Here is a 23,309-nt window from a genome sequence, read left to right as displayed (position 1 = left end):
CGCCTGTCCGTTTACAACGGTGGCAACTGCTCCATTGGCCAGCGCGCCTGCACGCTGATCGCCAGGTCCTGCTGTTGCCCGGCCAACAGCCGCTGGCAGCCGGCATAGGCGATCATCGCGCCATTGTCGGTGCAGAACTGGGGACGCGCGTAGTACACGTTGCCTTTGAGCCCGGCGAGCATGTCCTCCAGAGAGGCACGCAGTGCCTTGTTGGCGCTGACGCCACCAGCGATGACCAGGCGCTTGAGGCCGGTCTGCTTGAGTGCGCGCTTGCACTTGATGGTCAGAGTCTCCACCACCGCCTGCTGGAACGCCAGGGACACGTCGCAACGGGTTTGCTCATTGTCGTCGCCAGCATCGCGGCATTGCTGCCAGGTGTTCAGGGCGAAGGTCTTGAGGCCACTGAAGCTGAACTCCAGGCCCGGGCGATCGGTCATCGGCCGCGGGAACACGAAGCGCCCTGGCACGCCGCGCTCGGCCAGGCGAGCGATTTCCGGGCCGCCGGGGTAGTTCAGGCCGATCAGCTTGGCCGTCTTGTCGAATGCCTCGCCGGCAGCGTCATCCAGGCTCTCGCCCAGCAGTTGGTACTGGCCGATGCCATCGACCCGAACGAGCTGGGTATGGCCGCCGGACACCAACAAAGCGACGAACGGGAATTCGGGAGGGTTTTCCTCCAGCATCGGCGCCAGCAGGTGGCCTTCCATATGGTGTACGCCGATCGCCGGGATGTCCCAGGCGAACGCCAGGGCCTGGGCGCACGAAGCGCCGACCAGCAGCGCACCGACCAGGCCAGGGCCCGCGGTGTAGGCGATCGCGTCGATCTCGGTGGCCACGCAGCCGGCCTCGTCCAACACCTGGCGGATCAACGGCAGCATGCGCTTGACGTGGTCACGCGACGCAAGCTCGGGCACGACCCCGCCAAACACACGGTGCAGGTCGATCTGGCTGAACAGCGCATCGGCCAACAAACCGCGCTCACTGTCGTATAATGCGACGCCGGTTTCGTCGCAGGATGTTTCCAATCCCAGTACTAGCATGGGCTCGTCCCTTGTGGGGGCTGAATTCGAAGCCGCGCATGATAGTCCCCGTGCCGGGTGCCGACCAGCGGTTTTCGATCAGAGGCTTTGCATTCCGGCGTACTAAGGGTTAACATCCGCAACCCTTGAAAACCGACGTTCTCCAGCACACCTTTGTTTTGCCAGGAGCACGTCTACCCCGGTAATGAATTAAGGTAGCCCTGGATGCCAGCCGTCAAAGTTAAAGAGAACGAACCCTTCGACGTAGCTCTGCGTCGTTTCAAGCGCTCCTGCGAAAAAGCCGGTGTACTGGCTGAAGTTCGTAGCCGCGAGTTTTACGAGAAGCCGACCGCAGAGCGTAAGCGCAAAGCAGCTGCTGCTGTTAAGCGTCACGCCAAGAAAGTTCAGCGCGAACAGCGCCGCGCCGTTCGTCTGTACTAATACAGACGTTCAACGCAAAGCTTCTGCCCTGCCCGGCTCACCGCCGGGCCGATGGCAGCGGTTGTTTCACCCTTGAGCAGCTAGCCCAAGGCGTCCGTCGCAATTCGCAGCGGGCAATCGTGTCAACGCGTCAGAACTGGTTTCGGCCAGCCGTGCACGTCACACTGACGAGCCCCTGGTAATCCCGGTGGCTACCGACGAGCACACATTCCCTCGCACTTCCCCCTAGCATCACTCGCCCCAACCGGTGCGCTAGCGATTAGACTTGCCAGTTGCCAGATGACGAGACTGCCATGGCCGGGCTGATTCCCCAAAGCTTCATTGACGACCTGATCAACCGCCTCGACATCGTCGACGTGGTGAGTTCGCGCGTCCAGCTGAAAAAGGCCGGCAAGAACTACTCCGCGTGCTGCCCGTTCCACAAGGAGAAAACCCCCTCCTTCACGGTCAGCCCCGACAAGCAGTTCTACTACTGCTTCGGCTGCGGTGCCGGCGGCAACGCCTTGGGCTTCGTCATGGACCACGACAACCTGGACTTCCCCCAGGCCGTCGAGGAACTGGCCCGCGCTGCCGGCATGGAAGTGCCCCGCGAAGAAGGCCGGCGCGGGCAGAAACCCCGCCAGCCAACCGACTCGCCGCTCTACCCGCTGCTCGATGCCGCCGCCGAGTTCTACCGCCAGGCCCTGCGCAACCACCCCACCCGCAAAGCCGCGGTGGAGTACCTCAAGGGCCGCGGCCTGTCAGGCGAAATCGCCCGCGACTTTGGCCTGGGCTTCGCCCCGCCGGGCTGGGACAACCTGCTCAAGCACCTGGGTGCCGACACCCTGCAACAGAAGGTGATGATCGATGCCGGCCTGCTGATCGAGAACGCCGAAAGCGGCAAGCGCTACGACCGCTTCCGCGACCGGGTGATGTTCCCCATCCGCGACAGCCGCGGGCGCATCATCGCCTTTGGTGGCCGAGTGCTCGGCGATGACAAGCCCAAGTACCTCAACTCCCCGGAAACCCCGGTTTTCCACAAGGGCCAGGAGCTGTACGGGCTGTACGAGGCGCGCAAGCACAACCGCAACCTCGACGAGATCATCGTCGTCGAGGGCTACATGGACGTCATCGCCCTGGCCCAGCAAGGCCTGCGCAACGCCGTGGCCACCCTCGGCACCGCCACCAGCGAAGAACACCTCAAGCGCCTGTTCCGCGTGGTGCCCAGCGTACTGTTCTGCTTCGACGGCGACCAGGCCGGGCGCAAGGCTGCCTGGCGCGCCCTGGAGTCGGCCCTGCCGGCCCTGCAGGATGGGCGCCGCGCACGCTTTCTGTTCCTGCCCGAAGGCGAAGACCCCGACAGCCTGGTGCGCGCCGAAGGCACTGATGCCTTCATGGCGCGCATCAACCAGCACGCCCAGCCGCTGGCCGACTACTTCTTCGAGCAACTGAGCGCCGAAGCCGACCCGCGTTCGCTGGAAGGCAAGGCGCACATGGCGACCCTGGCAGCACCGTTGATCGAAAAGATTCCCGGTGCCAACCTGCGCCAGCTGATGCGCAACCGCCTGAAGGAAATCACCGGCCTCGACCCGCAGCAGGTCGAGCAACTGGCCCAGCACGCCCCTGCCGCCAGCAGCGTGCCCGACTACGACCCTGGCTTCGATTACGACGCCATGGCCAGCTACACCCCCGACTACAGCGACATGCCGGCGCACGACTACGCCCCGGCGCAGCAGGAACAGCAGTGGAAGCCGAACAAGGGCGGCGCCAAGAAACCCTGGAGCGACAAGCCCTGGGACAAGAACCGCAAAGGCGGCAAGCCTTGGCAGCAACGCGACGAGGCACCGCCACGCACGCCGGCACCGGTAGAACCGCCGACCCTGGCCGCCCTGCGCACCTTGCTGCACCACCCGCTGCTGGCCGGCAAGGTCGAAGACGCCAGCCATTTCGCCGATGAAGAACACCTCTACAGCCAGTTGCTGGTGGCCTTGATCGAAGCCGCGCAGAAAAATCCTGGGCTAAGCTCAATGCAACTGATTGCACGCTGGCATGGGACCGAACAAGGCCGCCTGCTGCGGGCCCTGGCGGAAAAGGAATGGCTGATCGTGGCCGACAACCTTGAACAACAGTTTTTCGACACCATAACTAGCTTGTCCGCCCGCCAACGCGAGCGCAGCCTGGAACAACTGCTCAGAAAAGCACGTCAAAGCGAATTGACCAGCGAGGAAAAATCACAGCTCCTCGCCCTGCTGAGCCGGAATGTTCCCGCACAAACGCCGACCTCATCTGGCGCGTGAGGCCCATGCTCGGGTATAATCCTCGGCTTGTTTTTTGCCCGCCAAGACCTTCAGTGGATAGGGTGTTATGTCCGGAAAAGCGCAACAGCAGTCTCGTATCAAAGAGTTGATCACCCGCGGTCGTGAGCAGGGCTACCTGACTTACGCGGAGGTCAACGACCACCTGCCTGAGGATATTTCAGATCCGGAACAGGTGGAAGACATCATCCGCATGATCAACGACATGGGGATCAACGTATTCGAGAGTGCTCCGGATGCGGATGCCCTTCTGTTGGCGGAAGCCGACACCGACGAAGCCGCGGCCGAAGAAGCCGCAGCAGCGTTGGCGGCAGTTGAAACCGATATCGGCCGCACGACCGACCCGGTGCGCATGTACATGCGCGAAATGGGTACCGTCGAGCTGCTGACCCGCGAAGGCGAAATCGAAATCGCCAAGCGTATCGAGGAAGGCATCCGCGAAGTGATGGGCGCTATCGCCCACTTCCCGGGCACTGTCGACTACATCCTCGGCGAATACGACCGCGTCACCACCGAAGGTGGCCGTCTGTCGGATGTTCTCAGCGGTTACATCGACCCTGACGACAACATCGCCGCCCCGACCGAAGAGGTGCCGATCCCTGGCGCCAAGGCCGCGGCCGCGAAGGAAGAGTCCGACGACGAAGAGGAAGAATCGGAAAGCGGTGACGACGAGGAAGAGACCGAGAGCGGTCCTGACCCAGTCGTTGCAGCCCAGCGTTTCGGTGCCGTTTCCGACCAGCTCGCCATCACCCTCAAGGTGCTGAAGAAGCATGGCCGCGACCACGCCGAGAGCATCGGTGCAATGCAGGCCCTGGCTGATCTGTTCATGCCGATCAAGCTGGTGCCCAAGCAGTTCGATGTGCTGGTCGAGCGTGTACGTGACGCCCTGAATCGCCTGCGCCAGCAAGAACGCGCCATCATGCAACTGTGCGTGCGTGACGCGCGCATGCCGCGTGCCGACTTCCTGCGCCTGTTCCCGAGCAACGAAACCGACCAGACCTGGAGCGGTGACCTGGCCAAGCGCAACACCAAGTGGGCTGCCGCCCTGGGTGAAAAGGACGCCGCCATCGTCGCTTGCCAGCAAAAGTTGATCGACCTCGAGACCGAGACCGGCCTGACCGTGGCCGAGATCAAGGAAATCAACCGTCGCATGTCCATCGGCGAGGCCAAGGCCCGTCGCGCCAAGAAAGAGATGGTCGAGGCGAACCTGCGTCTGGTGATTTCCATCGCCAAGAAGTACACCAACCGTGGCCTGCAGTTCCTCGACCTGATCCAGGAAGGCAACATCGGCTTGATGAAGGCGGTGGACAAGTTCGAATACCGTCGTGGCTACAAGTTCTCGACCTACGCCACCTGGTGGATCCGCCAGGCGATCACCCGTTCGATCGCCGACCAGGCGCGCACCATCCGTATCCCGGTGCACATGATCGAGACGATCAACAAGCTCAACCGTATTTCCCGCCAGATGCTGCAGGAAATGGGCCGTGAACCGACCCCGGAAGAGCTCGGTGAGCGCATGGAAATGCCTGAGGACAAGATCCGCAAGGTACTGAAGATCGCCAAAGAGCCGATCTCCATGGAAACCCCGATCGGTGACGATGAAGATTCGCACCTGGGCGACTTCATCGAGGACTCGACCATGCAGTCCCCGATTGACGTGGCCACGGTCGAAAGCCTCAAGGAAGCGACCCGCGACGTGCTCTCGGGCCTGACCGCACGTGAAGCCAAAGTGCTGCGCATGCGTTTCGGTATCGACATGAACACCGACCACACCCTCGAAGAGGTGGGCAAGCAGTTCGACGTGACCCGTGAGCGGATCCGTCAGATCGAGGCGAAGGCGTTGCGCAAATTGCGCCACCCGACTCGCAGCGAGCATCTGCGCTCCTTCCTCGACGAGTGAAGACAAAACCCCGGCCCAGGCCGGGGTTTTTCTTATGTGACAAAAGGTCGTGGCCACTCGCTACCCGCCGGGCCGATTGCCCGTCTACACTCGAGTTCAGACCACCTGAATGCGAGGCTGATATGCCGCCTATGCCGGCCATTCTGTTGCTGCTCCTGATCCTGTGGAACACGACGGCCGGCGCCCTGACCCTGACAGACGAGGAAAAAACCTGGCTGGCTGCCCATCCGCAGCTGAAGCTGGGCGTCGACGCTTCCTGGCCACCGTTCGAGTTTCGTGACCAGGAAGGCCGGTACCAGGGATTGGCCGCCGATTACATCGCCTTGCTCCAGGAGCGCCTGGGTGTAACGCTCAAGCCGATCGAGCCCAGCAGCTGGACCGAGGTACTGCAGCAAGCACGGGAAAGCCGCATCGACCTGCTGCCCGGCATCATGTCCACGCCGGAGCGCCAGGGTTACCTGGCCTTCACCCGCCCTTACCTGGATTTCCCCATCGTCATCCTGGCCCATGAAGGCGGCGCACAACCGCGCACCCTCAAGGACCTTTACGGCCTGAAGATCGCCGTGGTGGAGAACTACGCCCCCCACGAGCTGCTACGCACCCACCACCCCGACCTCAACCTGGTGGCCATGCCCAATGTCAGCTCGACCTTGCAGGCGCTGGCTACCGACGAAGTGGACGCGGTGGTCGGCGACCTTGCCTCGAGCATCTGGAGCCTGCGCCAGCTCAAGCTCGAGGGCCTGTACGTCAGCGGCGAGACCCCGTACCGCTACCAGCTGGCCATGGCCGCACCGCGCGACGACAAGGTATTGGTCGGCATCCTCGACAAGGTCATGGCCGACATGTCCAGCGACGAAATCAGCCAGATCCAGCAACGCTGGGTCGGCAACGTGGTGGACCAACGCACCTTCTGGCACGACATGCTGATCTACGGCCTGCCCGCCATGCTGCTGCTGGTCGCCATCCTCGCCGTGGTCATCCGCATCAATCGCCGGCTCAGCTCGGAAATTTCCCGGCGCATCGCGCTGGAGCAGGAGCTGCGCAGCAGCGAGTACCACTACAGGGGCCTGATCGAGAGCCTGTCGGCCATTGCCTGGGAGGCCGACGCCAACGATTTCACCTACAGCTACGTTTCGCCACATGCCGAAGACCTGCTGGGCTACCCCTTGCACGACTGGCTCAAACCCGGGTTCTGGCGCAGCATCCTGCACCCTGACGACGCCCTCTGGGCCCAGGCATTCTGCGAAAGCGAAACCGCCGCCGGGCGCGACCACAGCCTCGATTACCGGGTGATCCGCGCCGATGGCCAGGCGCTTTGGGTACGCAACATCGTCAGCATGATCGAGCACGGCCACCGGCCGGTGATGCGCGGGCTGATGATCGACATCAGCGAAACCAAGCACACTGAAGACGCCCTGCGCCTGTCCGAGCAGAAGTTTGCCTCGGTGTTCCAGCAATGCCCCGACATCCTGCTGATCGCCCGCCTTGGCGACGGCTGCCTGCTTGAGGTGAACGAAGCGTTCGAGGAACAGATAGGCCTTTCACCTGGCCAGGTGGTCGGCCGCACGGCGACCGAGCTGAACCTGTGGGGCGTGCAAGGCACTGGCCCCCTGCTGCTCGAGCGCCTGCATCAGGGCAATGGCATCCGCAACCTGGAGATGAGCTTCCGTCGCAGCAATGGCCAGCTGTTCACTGGCCTCACTTCCGCCGAAACCTTCGAACTCGACGGCACCCTGGCCTTCGTCGTGGCGGTGCGCGACATCAGCCAGCTGAAGGAAACCCAGCAGCAGCTGCAAATTTCCGAAGAAAAGTTCGCCAAGGCCTTCCACGCCTCCCCCGACGGCCTGCTGCTGTCGCGCCAGAGCGATGGCCTGCTGGTCGAGGTCAACGAAGGCTTCTGCCGCCTGACCGGCTACGAACTCAACCCATCGATCGACCAGACCTCGTTCGACCTGGGCATCTGGGTCGACCTCAACGAACGCAAGCGCCTGATCGACCTGCTGGCCCGCGACGGCTTCGTGCGCGACTTCAGCTGCCATATCCGCCGCAGCGACGGGCAGATTCGCCTGTGCGAGCTGTCCACTCGGCCACTGCCCATTGGCGGCGTCGACTGCATGCTGACCATCGCCCGCGACATCACCGAACGCCACCTGATGCAAGAGAAGCTGCAGCTGGCCGCCACCGTTTTCGAAAACACCGCCGAAGGCGTATTGATCACCGATATCGACCAGCGCATCAGCGCCGTCAACCGCGCCTTCAGCGAAATCACCGGCTACAGCGAAATCGAAGCGCTCGGGCAAACCCCGCGCCTGCTCTCCTCCGGCCAGCATGACAGCGCGTTCTACGCTGCCATGTGGCACCAGCTCACCGCCGAAGGGCACTGGCAGGGCGAAATCTTCAACAAGCGCAAGAACGGTGAGCTGTACCCGGGCTGGCTGACGATCAGCGCCGTGCGCAACAGTGAGCGCGCGATCACCCATTTCGTTGCCGTGTTCGCCGACATTTCCAGCCTCAAGCACGCCCAGGCCAAGCTCGACTACCAGGCCCACCACGACCCGCTCACCGGGCTGCCCAACCGCGCCCTGTTCGAAAACCGCCTGCAGGCGGTGCTCACCTGCTCGCAGGTGTCCAACCGCCAGGGCGCGGTGCTGTTCCTCGACCTCGACCGCTTCAAGCACATCAACGACAGCCTCGGCCATCCGGTTGGCGACCTGCTGCTCAAGGGCATCGCCCAGCGCCTCAAGGAGCAGGTGCGCGACGTCGATACCGTGGCCCGCCTGGGCGGCGACGAATTCATCATCCTCCTGCCCGGCCTGCACAAGCCCAGCGATGCCAGCGCCATCGCCAACAAGCTGCTGGCAGGCTTCAGCGCACCGTTCCAGGCCGGCGAGCACGAGTTCTTCACCAGTGCCAGCATCGGCATCAGCCTGTACCCGCAGGATGGCACCGACGTCGCCACGCTGATCCGCAACGCCGATGCCGCCATGTACCGCTCCAAGGCCAAGGGCCGCAACCGCGTCGAGGCCTACACCCGCGACCTCACTGCCCAGGCCAGCGAGCGCATCGCCCTGGAGCACGAACTGCGCCGCGCCATCGAGCGCAACGAAATGAGCTTGAGCTACCAGCCCAAGTTCAGCCTCAAGTCCCAGACCCTGGTGGGTGCCGAAGCGCTGATCCGCTGGAGCCACCCGACCTTCGGCGAGGTGCCGCCCGAGCACTTCATTCATTTGGCCGAGGAGAACGGCACCATCCTGCAGATTGGCGACTGGGTGCTGGACCAGGCCTGTCGGCAGATGCACCACTGGAAAATGGATTACCAGGCCTTCGGCCCCCTGTCGATCAACCTCGCCGGGGCACAGCTGCGCCACGGCGGCCTGGCCAAACGCATCGAACAGCTGCTCAAGACCTACCAGCTCAAGGCCGGCGACCTGCAGCTGGAGATCACCGAGAACTTCATCATGAGCCAGGCCGAAGAGGCCCTGGCCGTGCTGCACCAGCTCAAGCAGTTGGGCGTGCAGCTGGCGATCGACGATTTCGGCACGGGCTATTCGTCGCTCAGCTACCTCAAACGCCTGCCGCTGGACATTCTCAAGATCGACAAGTCGTTCATCCGCGGCCTGCCCGATGACCCGCACGACGCCGCCATCGCCCGGGCCATCATCGCCCTGGGCCGCAGCATGCAATTGACGATCATTGCCGAGGGCGTGGAGAACCTGGCGCAGCAGCGGTTCCTGGCCGCCGAAGGCTGCGAGCAGATCCAAGGCTACATCGTCAGCCTGCCGCTGCCGCCCGAGGAGTTCGCCGCGAGCTTTCTTCGCATAGCACTATCCGATCTTTCGGATGGCACCCTTTCCAAACCCTCGTTATAATCCGGGCGCTTACTGAGGGCCTATAGCTCAGTTGGTTAGAGCAGAGGACTCATAATCCTTTGGTCCACGGTTCGAGTCCGTGTGGGCCCACCAGACACGACAAAGCCGCGCCAATGCGCGGCTTTTTTGTGCCTGCTCGAATCTACTGCGCGTTATCGCGCACCTGCGTCTGGCGAGGGTTGTAGAAGGTGCTGTCGGCCGGGATATCCCGGGTTACCAGCGACATGGCGCCGATCACCACATTGTCACCAATGCTGATGTGGTCGGCGATGATGCAGCTGTTGGCCCCCAGGCTCACGTTGTCGCCGATGCGCAGCGCGTAGTCCTCCAGCCCCAGGGTCTTGATCCCGATCGAGCAGTTCTGGCGAATGAAGAAGTTGCGGCCGATGCTCACATGGCGAGTTATCACCACACCGGGCAGGTGAGCGATGCGCAGGCCGGGGGCGATTTGTGCGCCGATGTCGATATCCACGGCGTACTTCAGGTTCAGGCGCTGCTGCATCCGCCGGGCATGGCGCCTGGCCAGGCCGCCGCGAGCTTCGAGGAACTGGGCCAGGCGAAAGGCGAAGAGAAAGCGCAGTTTATTGTCCTTGCGGGCACGCCGCAGAACATTGAAAAACAGGCTGGTAGAGCGTCCTGGCCGTTTCTTGTTGGAGACTTCCATCCTCCAACATTCGAGCAGGTCGGCGAACTTCACACCGGGGCCTCCAGCAAATGGGCCCACCATGATGACGCAAAACTTGTCTCGATGCACTTGGCCTTGCCCTGCCAACCCTTGCGTGGCTAGGCTTGCCAGCCCACTGCCGAGAGTTTTCCATGACCGATTCACGCCCCATCACCCTCGACGAAATCGACCGCCAACTGATCGCCCTGCTGCAGATCAACGCCCGCGAAAGCGTCGCCACCCTCGCCCGCCAGCTGGGTATCGCCCGCACCACGGTCAACTCGCGCCTGGCGCGACTGGAAAAGGGCAAGGTCATCACCGGCTACGGCGTGCGCCTGGGGCAGCGCCTGATCGGGGGCGGCCTGCAAGCCTATGTCGGGATCAAGGTGCAGCCGCGTTCCGGCAAGGAAGTGGTGCGGCGCTTGAGTGCCATGGGGCAGGTGCAGCAACTGTGCGCGGTGAGTGGCGAGTTCGACTACGTGGCCTGGTTGCACAGCGATACGCCGGAACAGCTGGACCAGCTGCTGGACCAGATTGGCAGTGTCGAGGGCGTCGAGAAGACCACCACCTCGATCATTCTCAGCAGCAAAGTCGATCGCGGTCAGCCGGTATGATTTCGGAGTTTTCCTACCCGCGTTACAAGCGGTAATTCTCCGGCGCGCTCATGCAGCGCCGAGAAGTATAGGCTGGAAAAACGGCCCATTGACGGGCCTGCTCACCCCCTCCAAACTATACGCAGATAACGTACAATCAATGGATGCCATTTTTGTTGAGCTGCCGCCGTTCGAACGTCACCGGTCCGAGTTCCTCAGTGACGAGGAATATCGCTCGCTGCAGCAAATCCTGCTCAGTTGTCCACAGGCCGGCGAGGTCATGAAGGGCACTGGCGGCCTGAGGAAGATTCGCTTTCGAGACCCCTACCGGCAAAAAGGCAAACGCGGTGGTATCCGTGTCATCTACTACTACTGGTTGGCAGGTACTCAGTTCTGGCTGTTCACGCTATATGGCAAGGACATGCAGGACGACCTTACTGATCAGCAGTGCAAGGTGCTGAAAAACCTGCTTGAACGCGAAATACTGATGAGGACACTCCATGCCCCGCAACCTCTTCACTGAACTGACTGAAGGCTTTGACGCGCTAGCCGAACAACGGGTGGGCAAGATGACCTTGCGCACGCATAAAGCCACCTTGACCGAGCTCGCCCCCCTGGCACCGAACGAGCTGATCGAACTGCGCCAGCAGCTCAACATGTCCAGGGCGCTCTTCGCCAACTACCTGCGGACCAATGCCCGTACCTTGGAAAACTGGGAACAGGGCCGCTCCAAACCCAATGCCCAGGCAGTCGCCCTGATCCGCCTGGTACAGAAATTCCCGGAGACCGTAGAGCATCTCGCCTCCTTGGCGTGATCAGTCAAAATCTACCAACCTATCGTCGTTACGACGAAAAAACATACATTAAGCCACCACTCTGCTCCTTAATTACGAACACCCCGCTCCCTAAAATGACCCCCAGGCATCTCCTATACTCAGGCTCCGCTCCTCGCGCAGCCGCTCTGGCAAGGTCACTTCATGAACAAGAAAAACCGCCACCCCGCAGACGGCAAGAAACCCATCACCATCTTCGGCCCGGACTTTCCCTTCGCCTTCGACGACTGGCTGGAACACCCCGCGGGGCTGGGCAGCATCCCGGCGGCTCGACACGGTGAGGAAGTGGCCATCGTCGGCGCCGGCATCGCCGGCCTGGTGGCGGCCTACGAGCTGATGAAGCTGGGCCTCAAGCCTGTGGTGTACGAGGCATCGAAGCTGGGCGGCAGGTTGCGCTCGCAAGCCTTCAACGGCACCGACGGCATCATCGCCGAGCTGGGTGGCATGCGCTTTCCGGTGTCCTCCACCGCCTTCTACCACTATGTCGACAAACTGGGCCTGCAGACCAAACCCTTCCCCAACCCGCTGACCCCGGCCTCGCGCAGCACGGTGATCGACCTCGAAGGCCAGACCTACTACGCCGAGAAGGCCAGCGACCTGCCCGCACTGTTCCACGAAATGGCCGATGCCTGGGCCGATGCGCTGGAAAGCGGTGCCCAGTTCGCCGAGATCCAGCAGGCGATCCGCGACCGCGACGTGCTGCGCCTCAAAGAGTTGTGGAACAAGCTGGTACCGCTGTGGGACGACCGCACCTTCTACGACTTCGTCGCCACCTCGCGCTCGTTCGCCAAGCTCAGCTTCCAGCACCGCGAAGTGTTCGGCCAGGTCGGTTTCGGCACCGGCGGCTGGGACTCGGACTTCCCCAACTCGATGCTGGAAATCTTCCGCGTGGTAATGACCAACTGCGACGACCACCAGCACCTGATCGTCGGCGGCGTGGAGCAGGTGCCGCAAGGGATCTGGCGCCATGTGCCCGCGCGTTGCAGCCACTGGCCCGAAGGCACCAGCCTGAGCTCGCTGCATGGCGGTGCGCCGCGTACCGGGGTCAAGCGCATCGCCCGCGCAGCCGACGGGCGCCTGGCGGTCACCGACAACTGGGGCGACACCCGCCATTACGGCGCAGTTCTCGCCACCTGCCAGAGCTGGCTACTGACCACCCAGATCGACTGCGAGGAATCGCTGTTCTCGCAGAAGATGTGGATGGCCCTGGACCGCACCCGCTACATGCAGTCGTCGAAGACCTTCGTCATGGTCGACCGGCCGTTCTGGAAGGACAAGGACCCGCAAACCGGCCGCGACCTGATGAGCATGACCCTCACCGACCGCCTGACCCGTGGCACCTACCTGTTCGACAACGGTGACGACAAGCCGGGGGTGATCTGCCTGTCCTACGCCTGGATGAGCGACGCCCTGAAAATGCTGCCGCACCCGGTGGAAAAACGCGTGCAGCTGGCCTTGGATGCGCTGAAGAAGATCTACCCGAAAACCGACATCGCCGGGCATATCATCGGCGACCCGATCACCATTTCCTGGGAGGCCGACCCGCACTTCCTCGGCGCCTTCAAAGGGGCCCTGCCGGGCCACTACCGCTACAACCAGCGCATGTACGCGCACTTCATGCAGCAGGACATGCCCGCCGAGCAGCGGGGCATGTTCATTGCCGGTGACGATGTGTCGTGGACGCCGGCCTGGGTCGAAGGCGCGGTACAGACTTCGCTGAATGCGGTGTGGGGTATCATGAACCACTTTGGTGGCCACACCCACCCGGACAACCCAGGCCCGGGCGATGTGTTCGACGAGATCGGGCCCATCGCACTGGCAGATTGAAACAAAGGAGGCAGCATGCGCATCGCTCTGTTCCAGGGCGCACCCCACCCGCTGGACGTGCCTGGCAACCTGCAACGTCTGCGGCACCAGGCGCAACTGGCGGCCGAGCGCGGTGCGCAGTTGCTGGTGTGCCCGGAAATGTTCCTGAGCGGCTACAACATCGGCCTGGCCCAGGTAGAGCGCCTGGCCGAGGCCGAGGATGGCCCGTCGGCCATGGAGGTGGTGGAGATCGCCCAAGCCCACCGCATCGCCATCGTCTATGGCTACCCGGAGCGCGGCGACGACGGGGCCATCTACAACAGCGTGCAACTGATCGATGCCCATGGCCGCAGCCTGAGCAACTACCGCAAGACGCACCTGTTCGGGGAGCTGGACCGGGCGATGTTCAGCGCCGGCGCCGACCACTTCCCGGTGGTCGAACTCGACGGCTGGAAGGTCGGCCTGCTGATCTGCTACGACATCGAGTTCCCGGAAAATGCCCGCCGCCTGGCCCTGGCCGGGGCCGAGCTGATCCTGGTGCCGACGGCGAACATGGCCCCTTACGACTTCGTCTGCCAGGTGACCGTGCGCTCGCGCGCCCAGGAGAACCAGTGCTACCTGGTGTACGCCAACTATTGCGGCGCAGAAGGCGAGATCCAGTATTGCGGGCAGAGCAGCATCATCGGGCCGGACGGCAGCCTGCTGGCGATGGCTGGGCGCGAGGAGTGCCAGTTGCTGGCAGAACTGGAGCATGAGCAGGTAGCAAAGGGGCGCGAAGCGTTTCCCTACCTGACCGACCTGCGTCAGGAACTGCACCGGCGCGGGCACTGACGAGCCCCGCCATGCCAGACGCCACCCGCCACCTCTGCCTGGCCAACGGCCTGCACCTGTCCCTGCGCCACGCCCCGCGCCTGCAGCGCTCGGCGGCGGCGCTGCGGGTGCACGCAGGCAGCCATGATGCACCGGCGAAGTGGCCTGGCCTGGCGCATTTTCTCGAACACCTTTTCTTCCTCGGCACGCCGCGCTTTCCACTGGCGGACGGGCTGATGCGCTATGTCCAGGCCCTGGGCGGCCAGGTCAACGCCAGCACCCGCGAACGCACCACCGACTTCTTTTTCGAAGTGCCGCCTGCAGCCTTGGCCGGCGGGCTTGAGCGCCTGTGCCAGATGCTCGCCGAACCCGACCTTGGCATCGAGCGCCAGCGCCGCGAGCGGGAAGTGATCCACGCCGAATTCATCGCCTGGTCGCGCAACCCGCAAGCCCAACAGCAACATGCGCTGCTGCAAGCGGCACCTGCAGGCCATCCCCTGCGCGGTTTTCATGCAGGCAACCGCTACACCCTGGCCTTGCAGGACCCGGCCTTCCAGAAGGCCCTCGGCGGTTTCCACGAGCGCTTCTACCAGGGTGGCCAGATCACCTTGAGCCTGTGCGGCCCCCAGTCGCTCAACACACTCGAGCAGCTTGGCAGGCAGGCGGCGGGCCTCTTCGCACCCGGCGCGCCCGTGCCGCAGGCGCCGCCACCTGCCTTGCCGGCGCAGCACAGCCAACGGATCTCTGCCCACGACAACCTGCCCGCAGGCGCCGAACAGGCACTGGAGCTGTTACTCGCCTGCCTGAACGACAGCAGGCCGGGCGGCTGGCTCGACGCCCTCCAGCAGCGGGGCTGGCTGCAAGGGTGCAAGGCGCAGATGCTGTACGCCTTCGCCGGGCAGTTGCTCTGGCACATCGACTTGCAGCTGAGCCCCGAGGCCAGCGCCGATGAAGCCTGGGCCTTGCTGCAGGGTTGGTTCGGCTTCCTTCGCCAGGTTGGCCCCGCGCAGCTGAATGCCGAGTTCGGGCTCTTGCAACAGCGCCGCGAACGCAGTGCCAGCGCGCTTGAGCTGGCGCGCCGGGACAGTACTGGTCACCCTTTTGCGGCGCTGGCGCCTCAAGGGCTGCGCGCTTTCACGTCGCTGCTGGAACAGCTGCCAAGCCGCGAGCACGGACAATGGTCGCTGCCTGCGGTCGATTCGCTGCTGCTGGATCAATTGCCAGATGGCCCGGTAAAACCGCTGCCCGCTGCGTTGAAGTTCAGCGACCAACTGCCCATAACGCGCCAGTACGCGGCACTCTATCTGCGCTGGCAGGTACCTTCGGCTTTGCGCCAGCCGCTGCACGCCGCACTTGATCGCGCCCTGCGCCCCTTGCAGCAGCGGTGCGAACGAGCCTCGCTCCAGCTGCAATTCAACGCGGCCGGCGAGTTCTGGCAGTTGCGCTGCGCGGGGCACCCGGCAGCGGTGGCAAGGGCCGTGGAACAGGCGCTGGCGATCTTGGCCGCGCCCCCACCCGCTAGCTGGTCTGCACCCGCCACTGCGCCACCTGCGCTGATCCCGATCAGAGCCCTGCTCGAACAACTGCCAGATGCCGTGCTCGGCGCCCCTCCCAAACCTGCGCCCGCCCATACCCTCGACCAGCAGGTGCTGGAAGACGCCTGGCAGCACAGCCGCTGGCATGGGCTGGCCATGGGCTTCGACGAAGCCGCAAGAGTGACTATGGCTACAGTGCTGCAAGGCTGCCCAGGCCAAGTCGGCAACGCAGAGGCGCCACCTGCCTGGCAGGGTGGTCGCTGGCATCACGCCGAGGTTCCCGGCAGCGAACACGCACTGCTGCTGTTCTGCCCGCTGCCGCCCCACCTGCAAGCCTGCGGTCGCCTGCTCGCGCAATTGCTGCAGGGGCCGGTGTACCAGCGCCTGCGGGTGGAGCTGCAACTTGGCTATGCGGTATTCAGTGCCTTTCGTCAGGTAGAGGGCGTGGGCGGGATACTGTTCGGCGTGCAATCACCACACGTTCGCCAGGCAGAAATCCTCGACCACCTGCGCACCCTGCTGCGCCAGGGCGTGACGCTCGACCCAGCCGCGCGCCAGGCACTGGCCGATCAATTCGACGAAGCGGCCATGGCCAACGACGATCTCGCGCATTGGCTGTGGCAGACACACCTGGCGGCGCACAGCCAATCGCTGGCCGCGTTGCGCGCGTCTATTCTCAACACGCAACAAGCAGATCTGGATGGCCTGCTTGCGCAGATTCTCCACCCCCACACCCCCTGTCTGTGCCTGGCCAATACAGCCGCGCCAGCAGGTGCGTGGTGGTAGGCGCAATCAGGATTATTACGTTGGCTGCAAGAGCGCTTTTCGAAGAATTAACCTTCCGGTACAAATTTTTCTTGTAAGATAGCGCAATCCCAGCCAATGGAACCTCCTGAGCCAGGCGGCATCCCAACAGTAGCTGACCCCACCCACCCATCCGGAAGGAGAGACTCCCATGTGGACCAAACCTGCTTACACTGACCTGCGCATCGGCTTCGAAGTCACCATGTATTTCGCCAACCGCTAAGCCTTGCTTGCGGCTCGACGCCTCGGCCCGCCGGGGCGTCGTCGTTTTTCGGATACGCTTTTCGCACAGAGAGCCACGCCATGTACATCCAGATTCTCGGCTCCGCCGCCGGCGGCGGTTTCCCCCAGTGGAACTGCAACTGCGTCAACTGCAAGGGCTATCGCCAGGGCAGCCTGCGCGCCACGGCGCGTACCCAGTCGTCCATCGCCCTGTCGGATGACGGCGAACACTGGATCCTGTGCAACGCCTCGCCCGATATCCGCGCCCAACTCCAGGCCTTTGCGCCCATGCAGCCGGCGCGAGCGCTGCGCGACACCGGCATCGATGCCATCGTCCTGCTCGACAGCCAGATCGACCACACCACCGGCCTGCTCAGCCTGCGCGAAGGCTGCCCGCACCAGGTCTGGTGCACCGACATGGTCCACCAGGACCTGACCACCGGCTTCCCGCTGTTCAACATGCTCAGCCACTGGAACGGTGGCCTCACGTGGAACCGCATCGAGCTCGAAGGCAGCTTCGTCATCCCGGCCTGCCCCAACCTGCGCTTCACCCCCTTCCCCCTGCGCAGCGCCGCCCCGCCCTACTCGCCGCACCGCTTCGACCCGCACCCGGGCGATAACCTGGGGCTGCTGGTGGAAGACACGCACAGTGGCGGCAAGCTGTTCTACGCCCCCGGCCTCGGCCAGGTCGACGACAAGCTGCTGGCGATGATGCACGGCGCCGACTGCCTGCTGGTGGACGGCACGCTGTGGGAGGACGACGAAATGCAGCGCCGCGGCGTCGGCACCCGCACCGGCCGCGAAATGGGCCACCTGGCCCAGAACGGCCCTGGCGGGATGCTCGAGGTGCTCGATGGCTTCGAGCGCCAGCGCAAGGTGCTTATCCACATCAACAACACCAACCCGATTCTCGACGAAGACTCCCCGGAGCGGGCCGAAGTTCAGCGCCGCGGCGTTGAAGTGGCCTTTGACGGCATGAGCATCGAGTTGTAAGGAGGCGCCATGAGCGACGCATTGCCAATGTCCCCGGCCGAATTCGAACAGGCCCTGCGCGCCAAGGGCGCCTACTACCACATTCACCACCCCTACCACGTGGCGATGTACCAGGGCCACGCCAGCCGCGAGCAGATCCAGGGCTGGGTCGCCAACCGCTTCTACTACCAGGTCAACATCCCGATGAAGGATGCCGCGATCCTGGCCAACTGCCCGGACCGCGAAGTGCGCCGCGAGTGGATCCAGCGCCTGCTCGACCACGACGGCGCGCCCGGCGAGGACGGCGGCATCGAAGCCTGGCTGCGCCTGGGCCAGGCCGTGGGCCTGGACCCCGACCAGCTGCGCTCCCAGGAGCTGGTGCTGCCTGGCGTGCGCTTTGCCGTCGACGCCTACGTCAACTTCGCCCGCCGCGCCAGCTGGCAGGAGGCGGCCAGCAGCTCGCTGACCGAGCTGTTCGCCCCGCAGATCCACCAGTCGCGCCTGGACAGCTGGCCGCAGCACTACCCGTGGATCGACCCGGCCGGCTACGAGTACTTCCGCACCCGCCTGGGCCAGGCCCGGCGTGACGTGGAGCACGGCCTGGCGATCACCTTGCAGCACTACACCACGCGGGCCGGCCAGGAGCGTATGCTGGAAATCCTGCAGTTCAAGCTGGATATCCTCTGGAGCATGCTCGATGCCATGAGCATGGCCTACGAGCTGAACCGCCCGCCTTATCATTCCGTCACCCAGCAACGGGTGTGGCACAAGGGGATCGCCCTATGAGTCTTGACCGCAAACAGGTACCCAACTGGCGCCCCGGCTACCGCTTCCAGTACGAGCCGGCGCAAAAGGGCCACGTGCTGCTGTACCCCGAGGGCATGATCAAGCTCAACGACAGCGCCGGCCTGATTGGCGGCCTGATCGACGGCAAGCGCGACGTGGCGGCGATCATCGGCGAACTTGAACAGCAATTCCCTGGTGTGCCCGAAGTCGCCGACGACATCGAGCAATTCATGGAGGTGGCCCGTGCCGAACACTGGATCAGCCTCGCTTGAGGTGCCGGTCGGCCTGCCGCTGTGGCTGCTGGCCGAGCTCACCTACCGCTGCCCGCTGCAGTGCCCGTACTGCTCCAACCCGCTGGACTTTGCCCAGCAAGGCCAGGAGCTGAGCACCGCGCAGTGGTTCAAGGTGATGGCCGAGGCGCGCGAAATGGGCGCGGCGCAGATCGGGTTCTCCGGCGGTGAACCGCTGGTGCGCCAGGACCTTGCCGAACTGATCGGCGAGGCCCGCCGGCTGGGCTACTACACCAACCTGATCACCTCGGGCATCGGCCTGACCGAGGCGCGCATCGCCGCGTTCAAGGAGGCAGGCCTGGACCATATCCAGATCAGCTTCCAGGCCAGCGACGAGCAGGTGAACAACCTGCTGGCAGGCTCCAAAAAGGCCTTCGCGCAAAAGCTGGAAATGGCCCGCGCGGTGAAGGCCCATGGCTACCCGATGGTGCTCAACTTCGTCACCCACCGGCACAACATCGACAAGATCGACCGCATCATCGAGCTGTGCATCGCCCTGGAAGCCGACTTCGTCGAACTCGCCACCTGCCAGTTCTATGGCTGGGCGCACCTCAACCGCCTGGGCCTGCTGCCCACCCGCGAGCAGCTCGAGCGCGCCGAGCGCATCACCAACGAGTACCGCGCCAAGCTCAAGGCCGAAGGCCACCCGTGCAAGCTGATCTTCGTCACCCCCGACTACTACGAAGAGCGCCCCAAGGCCTGCATGAATGGCTGGGGCAGCCTGTTCCTGACCATCACCCCGGACGGCACTGCCCTGCCTTGCCATGGCGCCCGGCAGTTGCCGGTGCAGTTCCCCAACGTGCGCGACCACGACCTGCACCACATCTGGTACGACTCGTTCGGTTTCAATCGCTTCCGCGGTTATGACTGGATGCCCGAACCTTGCCGCTCCTGCGACGAGAAGGAAAAGGACTTCGGCGGCTGCCGTTGCCAGGCCTTCATGCTCACCGGCGATGCCAGCAAGGCCGACCCGGTGTGCGCCAAGTCGCCCGACCACGGCATCATCCTCAAGGCCCGCGAGGAGGCGCAAACCGCCGAGCTCGCCATTGAACAGATGACCTTCCGCAATGAACGAAACTCCCGTGTCATCGCCCGCGGCTGAATTCAGCGCCGCCCAGGCCGTCGCCGCCGGCACCGATTTCGCCGAGCTCAAAGTCAGTGCCCAAGGGCTGTTCTGGAACGAGTTCCGGCCGGCCGATGGCGCCTGCCGGGTATGGCGCTGGCATGGCTACCAGGCCAGTTGCCTGACGCCGGATGGCTTCAGCGTCCGCAGCCGGGTCTACGAGTATGGCGGCGGCAGTTTCTGCCTGGGGGGCGACGGGCTGCTGTTCGTCAATGAACAGGACCAGCAGGTCTACACCCAGCCACTCGATGGCGGCACACCCCGCGCACTGACGCACGATGACGCCTGCCGCTACGGCGACCTGCAGTGGCACGACGGCAACGTGCTGGCGGTGCAGGAGCGCCACGGGCAGGGCGTGCAGCATTGCCTGGTGGCCTTCGACGAAAAGGGGGTCGAAGTACTGGCCGAAGGCGCCGATTTCTACGCCTCGCCCACCTTGAGCGATGATGGCTCGCGGCTGGCTTGGGTCGAGTGGGACCGCCCGGCACAACCCTGGACCATCACCCGGCTGATGTGCCGCGAGCGCAGCGCCATTGGCGCCTGGGGCCCGGCGCACTGCCTGGCCGGCGCGGACGAATCCCTGCAGCAACCGCGTTTCGATGCCCAGGGCCGGCTGTATTGCCTGTCGGACCGCAACGGGTTCTGGCAGCCGTGGGGCGAAGTCGACGGGCGCTGGCAAGCCTTGCCGGCCGAGCCCGCCGATCACGCCGCAGCGCCTTGGCAGCTGGGCGCCAGCACCTGGCTGGCCATGGGGCCGCACAGCTACCTGGCGAGCTGGTTCGAAGACGGCTTCGGCCAGCTGGGGCTGCGCCGCGCTGATGACCAGGTGGAACGCTACGCCAGCGCCTACACCCGTTTTCGCAGCCTGGCCATGGATGACGCGCAGCTCTACGCCATCGCCGCCTCGCCGATCAGCCCGCCCGCCGTGATCGCCATCGACCGCGCCAGCCACGAGGTGCGCATCCTTGCCGGCGGCGCCGAGGTCTTGCCGGCCGAGCGCATCAGCCTGCCCGAGCCGATCCACTACGGCAGCGGCGGCAGCACCGCCCATGGTTTCTTCTACCCGCCCGCGCACGCGCAAGGCCCGGCGCCGCTGGTGGTGTTCATCCACGGCGGCCCCACTTCGGCGTGCTACCCGGTGCTCGACCCGCGCATCCAGTACTGGACCCAACGCGGCTTTGCCGTCGCCGACCTGAACTACCGCGGCAGCACCGGCTATGGCCGCGCGTATCGCCAGGCGCTGCACCTGCGCTGGGGCGAAAGCGATGTGCAGGATGCCTGCGCAGCGGTAGAGCACCTGGCCTCGCGCGGCATGATCGACCGGCACAAGGCCTTCATTCGCGGCGGCAGCGCCGGCGGCTACACCACCTTGTGTGCCCTGGCCTTGCAGGATGTTTTCCGTGCCGGCGCCAGCCTCTACGGCGTCAGCGACCCGATTGCCCTGGGCCGCGCCACGCACAAGTTCGAAGGCGATTACCTGGACTGGCTGATCGGCGACCCGCAGCACGATGCCGAACGCTACCGCCAGCGTACCCCGCTGCTGCATGCCGCGCAGATCAAGGTGCCGGTGATTTTCTTCCAGGGTGAGCTGGATGCGGTGGTGGTGCCGGAGCAGACGCGCTCGATGCTGGAGGCGCTACAGGCCAACGGGGTCGAGGCCGAAGGGCATTTCTATGGCGGTGAACGGCATGGCCTGCGCAAGGCCGAGAACCTTGCGCATGCGCTGGAAGCCGAGTGGAAGTTCTATTGCCGGGTGCTGGGCCAGTGACGCCTAGCGCTTGGCGATGATGTACACCGCATGCACGATGCCCGGAATGTACCCCAGCAAGGTCAACAGGATATTCAGCCAGAACGCGCCGCCGAACCCCACCTGCAGGAACACACCCAGTGGCGGCAGGATGATGGCGATGATGATGCGAATGAAGTCCATGCGAGTCTCTCCTCAAAGGGTCTAAACAGAGACTAGCTGCGCCAGACAGAGGTTCCACAGGCAAAAAAAACGCCCCTGGCCAAATGAAACAGGCCAAGGGCGATGCGCAGGAACGCCAGACGGTTCGTTGAATTCGTGTTACGCCGAGACTTCGCGGCGGGCATGCTGTTGCGCATGCAGGCGGGCAAAGGCCCGGGCCAGGCGCAGGAGCATCTCGTCGATGTTGCCCTTGCTCACGGTCAGTGCCGGCGAAAAGCGCACCACATCCGTTTGCGGTGCATTGAGCAGCAGCCCTTCGTGCAACGCTGCCTGAACCAGGTCATGGGCCAGGTTCTCCTGCAGCTGCAAGGCCCAGAGCAAGCCTTGGCCACGCACTTCGCCCTGGCCGTAGCGCCCTGCCAGGCGGCTCAGGCCATCGCGCAGGTGGCGGCCGCTGTCCTGCACATGCTCGAAGAACCCCGGCTCCAGCACGGTATCGAGCACCGCCAGGCCCGCGGCGCTCATCAGCGCATTGCCATGGTGGCTGCCTTCCAGCTCGCCGGGCTCGGCGCAGCAAGCACTGCCACGGGCCAGCAAGGCCGCCAGCGGCACGCCACCACCCAGGCCCTTGCCCAGGGTGATGATGTCGGCGCGCACACCATAGGTCTGCTCGGCCAGCAGCGCGCCACAGCGGCCGATACCGGTCTGCACTTCGTCGAGGATCAGCAGGATGCCCAGTTCGCGGCACAGCTTCTCGACGCCTTGCAGGTACGCCTGGGTGGCCGGAATCACCCCGGCTTCACCCTGGATCGGCTCGAGCATGATCGCCACGGTGCGCGAGTCGACCTGCGCATGCAGCGCCGCCAGGTCGTTGAACGGCACCTTGCTGAAACCCGGCAACCCCGGCTCGCAGCGGTTGCAGGGCAGCGGGTCGGAGGCCGACAGCGCGCCCAGGCTGCGGCCATGGCAGCCCTGGGTGGCGGTGATGATGTGATAGGCACCATTGCGATGCAGCTGGCCCCACTTGCGCGCCAGCTTGATCGCCCCTTCACAGGCTTCGGCGCCACTGTTGAGCAGGTAGGCCTGGTCGCTGCCGGTGCTGCGGCACAGGCGGTCGACCAACGCCAGCAAGCCACGGCTGTGGTAGCCGGCCCCTGGGTTGATCAGCGCCTGGGCCTGGCTGCCGAGCGCCTTGACCAGCACGCTGGGGCTATGGCCCAGGCTATTGACTGCACAACCCTGGGTGAAATCCAGGTAGGCACGCCCTTGGTCATCCCACAGCCAGGAGCCCTGGCCACGCACGAACACATGCTCGGCCCGTGTGCTGCCCGGCATCAGGCGCTCGCGGCTCGGCGCTGGCACGTCCGCTTCGAGCACCGGCGCACGCTTGGGCTCGGCGACCGCGGCAGGAGCCGAGCGGCGCAGGTTGAACAGGTTCATCG

General features: G+C 64.4%; 20 protein-coding genes and 1 tRNA gene. 17 read left to right on the top strand and 4 right to left on the bottom strand.

Features of this window, described 5'->3' with window-relative positions; translation table 11 throughout:
- Positions 1–11 precede the first annotated feature (11 nt).
- A complete protein-coding gene (gene tsaD / locus ACIPG5_RS23965; protein WP_176517388.1) occupies positions 12–1,037 on the bottom strand; it encodes a tRNA (adenosine(37)-N6)-threonylcarbamoyltransferase complex transferase subunit TsaD in 1,026 nt (341 codons plus the stop codon).
- Between the two features lie 204 nt (positions 1,038–1,241).
- On the opposite strand from tsaD, the gene rpsU reads away from it, so the two are divergent.
- The 5 genes from rpsU (at position 1,242) to ACIPG5_RS23940 (ending at position 9,613) form a co-directional block, all read left to right on the top strand.
- Positions 1,242–1,457 (top strand): 30S ribosomal protein S21, encoded by a 216-nt coding sequence (gene rpsU / locus ACIPG5_RS23960; protein ID WP_003255575.1) that lies wholly within the window; start codon positions 1,242–1,244, stop codon positions 1,455–1,457.
- 293 nt (positions 1,458–1,750) lie between these two features.
- A complete protein-coding gene (gene dnaG, locus ACIPG5_RS23955; protein ID WP_401378560.1) occupies positions 1,751–3,733 on the top strand; it encodes a DNA primase in 1,983 nt (660 codons plus the stop codon).
- Positions 3,734–3,800: 67 nt separating this feature from the next.
- A complete protein-coding gene (gene rpoD / locus ACIPG5_RS23950) occupies positions 3,801–5,651 on the top strand; it encodes an RNA polymerase sigma factor RpoD (protein WP_176517386.1) in 1,851 nt (616 codons plus the stop codon).
- 122 nt (positions 5,652–5,773) lie between these two features.
- A complete protein-coding gene (locus tag ACIPG5_RS23945; RefSeq protein WP_176517385.1) occupies positions 5,774–9,520 on the top strand; it encodes an EAL domain-containing protein in 3,747 nt (1,248 codons plus the stop codon).
- A gap of 16 nt (positions 9,521–9,536) precedes the next feature.
- Positions 9,537–9,613 (top strand) — tRNA-Ile (locus ACIPG5_RS23940).
- Positions 9,614–9,662: 49 nt separating this feature from the next.
- On the opposite strand, the gene ACIPG5_RS23935 is transcribed toward ACIPG5_RS23940, so the two are convergent.
- On the bottom strand, positions 9,663–10,184 hold the full coding sequence (locus ACIPG5_RS23935) for a serine acetyltransferase (protein ID WP_401378593.1): 522 nt from the start codon (positions 10,182–10,184) through the stop codon (positions 9,663–9,665).
- 152 nt (positions 10,185–10,336) lie between these two features.
- Here ACIPG5_RS23935 and ACIPG5_RS23930 point away from each other — a divergent pair, with 152 nt between their 5' ends.
- From ACIPG5_RS23930 to ACIPG5_RS23875, 12 genes are all read left to right on the top strand, one after another.
- Entirely contained in the window at positions 10,337–10,798 is a 462-nt protein-coding gene (locus ACIPG5_RS23930) for an Lrp/AsnC family transcriptional regulator (protein WP_401378558.1), read from the top strand.
- Between the two features lie 139 nt (positions 10,799–10,937).
- Positions 10,938–11,300 (top strand): toxin, encoded by a 363-nt coding sequence (locus tag ACIPG5_RS23925; protein WP_314616516.1) that lies wholly within the window; start codon positions 10,938–10,940, stop codon positions 11,298–11,300.
- The gene (locus ACIPG5_RS23920) at positions 11,278–11,592 is read left to right on the top strand and encodes a helix-turn-helix domain-containing protein (RefSeq protein WP_401378556.1); all 315 of its coding nucleotides are present in this window, start codon (positions 11,278–11,280) and stop codon (positions 11,590–11,592) included. Before ACIPG5_RS23925 ends, ACIPG5_RS23920 begins: the two co-directional genes overlap by 23 nt.
- Before the next feature lie 162 nt (positions 11,593–11,754).
- Positions 11,755–13,437 (top strand): flavin monoamine oxidase family protein, encoded by a 1,683-nt coding sequence (locus ACIPG5_RS23915; protein ID WP_401378555.1) that lies wholly within the window; start codon positions 11,755–11,757, stop codon positions 13,435–13,437.
- Positions 13,438–13,452: 15 nt separating this feature from the next.
- Positions 13,453–14,247: a carbon-nitrogen hydrolase family protein gene (locus tag ACIPG5_RS23910; protein WP_314616514.1), complete on the top strand. Its 795-nt coding sequence runs from the start codon at positions 13,453–13,455 to the stop codon at positions 14,245–14,247.
- A gap of 11 nt (positions 14,248–14,258) precedes the next feature.
- Complete coding sequence (pqqF, locus tag ACIPG5_RS23905; RefSeq protein ID WP_401378553.1) at positions 14,259–16,547, top strand: pyrroloquinoline quinone biosynthesis protein PqqF; 2,289 nt, start codon at positions 14,259–14,261, stop codon at positions 16,545–16,547.
- A gap of 169 nt (positions 16,548–16,716) precedes the next feature.
- A complete protein-coding gene (pqqA, locus tag ACIPG5_RS23900) occupies positions 16,717–16,788 on the top strand; it encodes a pyrroloquinoline quinone precursor peptide PqqA (protein ID WP_003243383.1) in 72 nt (23 codons plus the stop codon).
- Between the two features lie 80 nt (positions 16,789–16,868).
- A complete protein-coding gene (gene pqqB / locus ACIPG5_RS23895) occupies positions 16,869–17,780 on the top strand; it encodes a pyrroloquinoline quinone biosynthesis protein PqqB (RefSeq protein ID WP_401378551.1) in 912 nt (303 codons plus the stop codon).
- A gap of 9 nt (positions 17,781–17,789) precedes the next feature.
- Positions 17,790–18,545: a pyrroloquinoline-quinone synthase PqqC gene (gene pqqC, locus ACIPG5_RS23890; protein ID WP_401378549.1), complete on the top strand. Its 756-nt coding sequence runs from the start codon at positions 17,790–17,792 to the stop codon at positions 18,543–18,545.
- Complete coding sequence (gene pqqD / locus ACIPG5_RS23885) at positions 18,542–18,817, top strand: pyrroloquinoline quinone biosynthesis peptide chaperone PqqD (protein ID WP_176514890.1); 276 nt, start codon at positions 18,542–18,544, stop codon at positions 18,815–18,817. The genes pqqC and pqqD overlap by 4 nt, the downstream gene beginning before the upstream one ends.
- Positions 18,789–19,937 carry a pyrroloquinoline quinone biosynthesis protein PqqE gene (gene pqqE, locus ACIPG5_RS23880; RefSeq protein ID WP_401378547.1) on the top strand — a complete coding sequence of 383 codons (1,149 nt, stop codon included), beginning with the start codon at positions 18,789–18,791 and terminating at the stop codon, positions 19,935–19,937. Before pqqD ends, pqqE begins: the two co-directional genes overlap by 29 nt.
- The gene (locus ACIPG5_RS23875; protein WP_401378545.1) at positions 19,903–21,726 is read left to right on the top strand and encodes a S9 family peptidase; all 1,824 of its coding nucleotides are present in this window, start codon (positions 19,903–19,905) and stop codon (positions 21,724–21,726) included. The genes pqqE and ACIPG5_RS23875 overlap by 35 nt, the downstream gene beginning before the upstream one ends.
- Before the next feature lie 3 nt (positions 21,727–21,729).
- Here ACIPG5_RS23875 and ACIPG5_RS23870 read toward each other — a convergent pair whose 3' ends face one another.
- On the bottom strand, positions 21,730–21,888 hold the full coding sequence (locus tag ACIPG5_RS23870) for a YqaE/Pmp3 family membrane protein (RefSeq protein WP_009681539.1): 159 nt from the start codon (positions 21,886–21,888) through the stop codon (positions 21,730–21,732).
- A gap of 138 nt (positions 21,889–22,026) precedes the next feature.
- A complete protein-coding gene (locus ACIPG5_RS23865) occupies positions 22,027–23,307 on the bottom strand; it encodes an aspartate aminotransferase family protein (RefSeq protein WP_236236974.1) in 1,281 nt (426 codons plus the stop codon).
- Between the last annotated feature and the right edge of the window lie 2 nt (positions 23,308–23,309).

The sequence above is a fragment of the Pseudomonas sp. NPDC087029 genome (genome assembly GCF_044745345.1).
Taxonomy (GTDB): domain Bacteria; phylum Pseudomonadota; class Gammaproteobacteria; order Pseudomonadales; family Pseudomonadaceae; genus Aquipseudomonas; species Aquipseudomonas faucium.
This window is presented reverse-complemented; position numbering and strand designations above follow the sequence as displayed.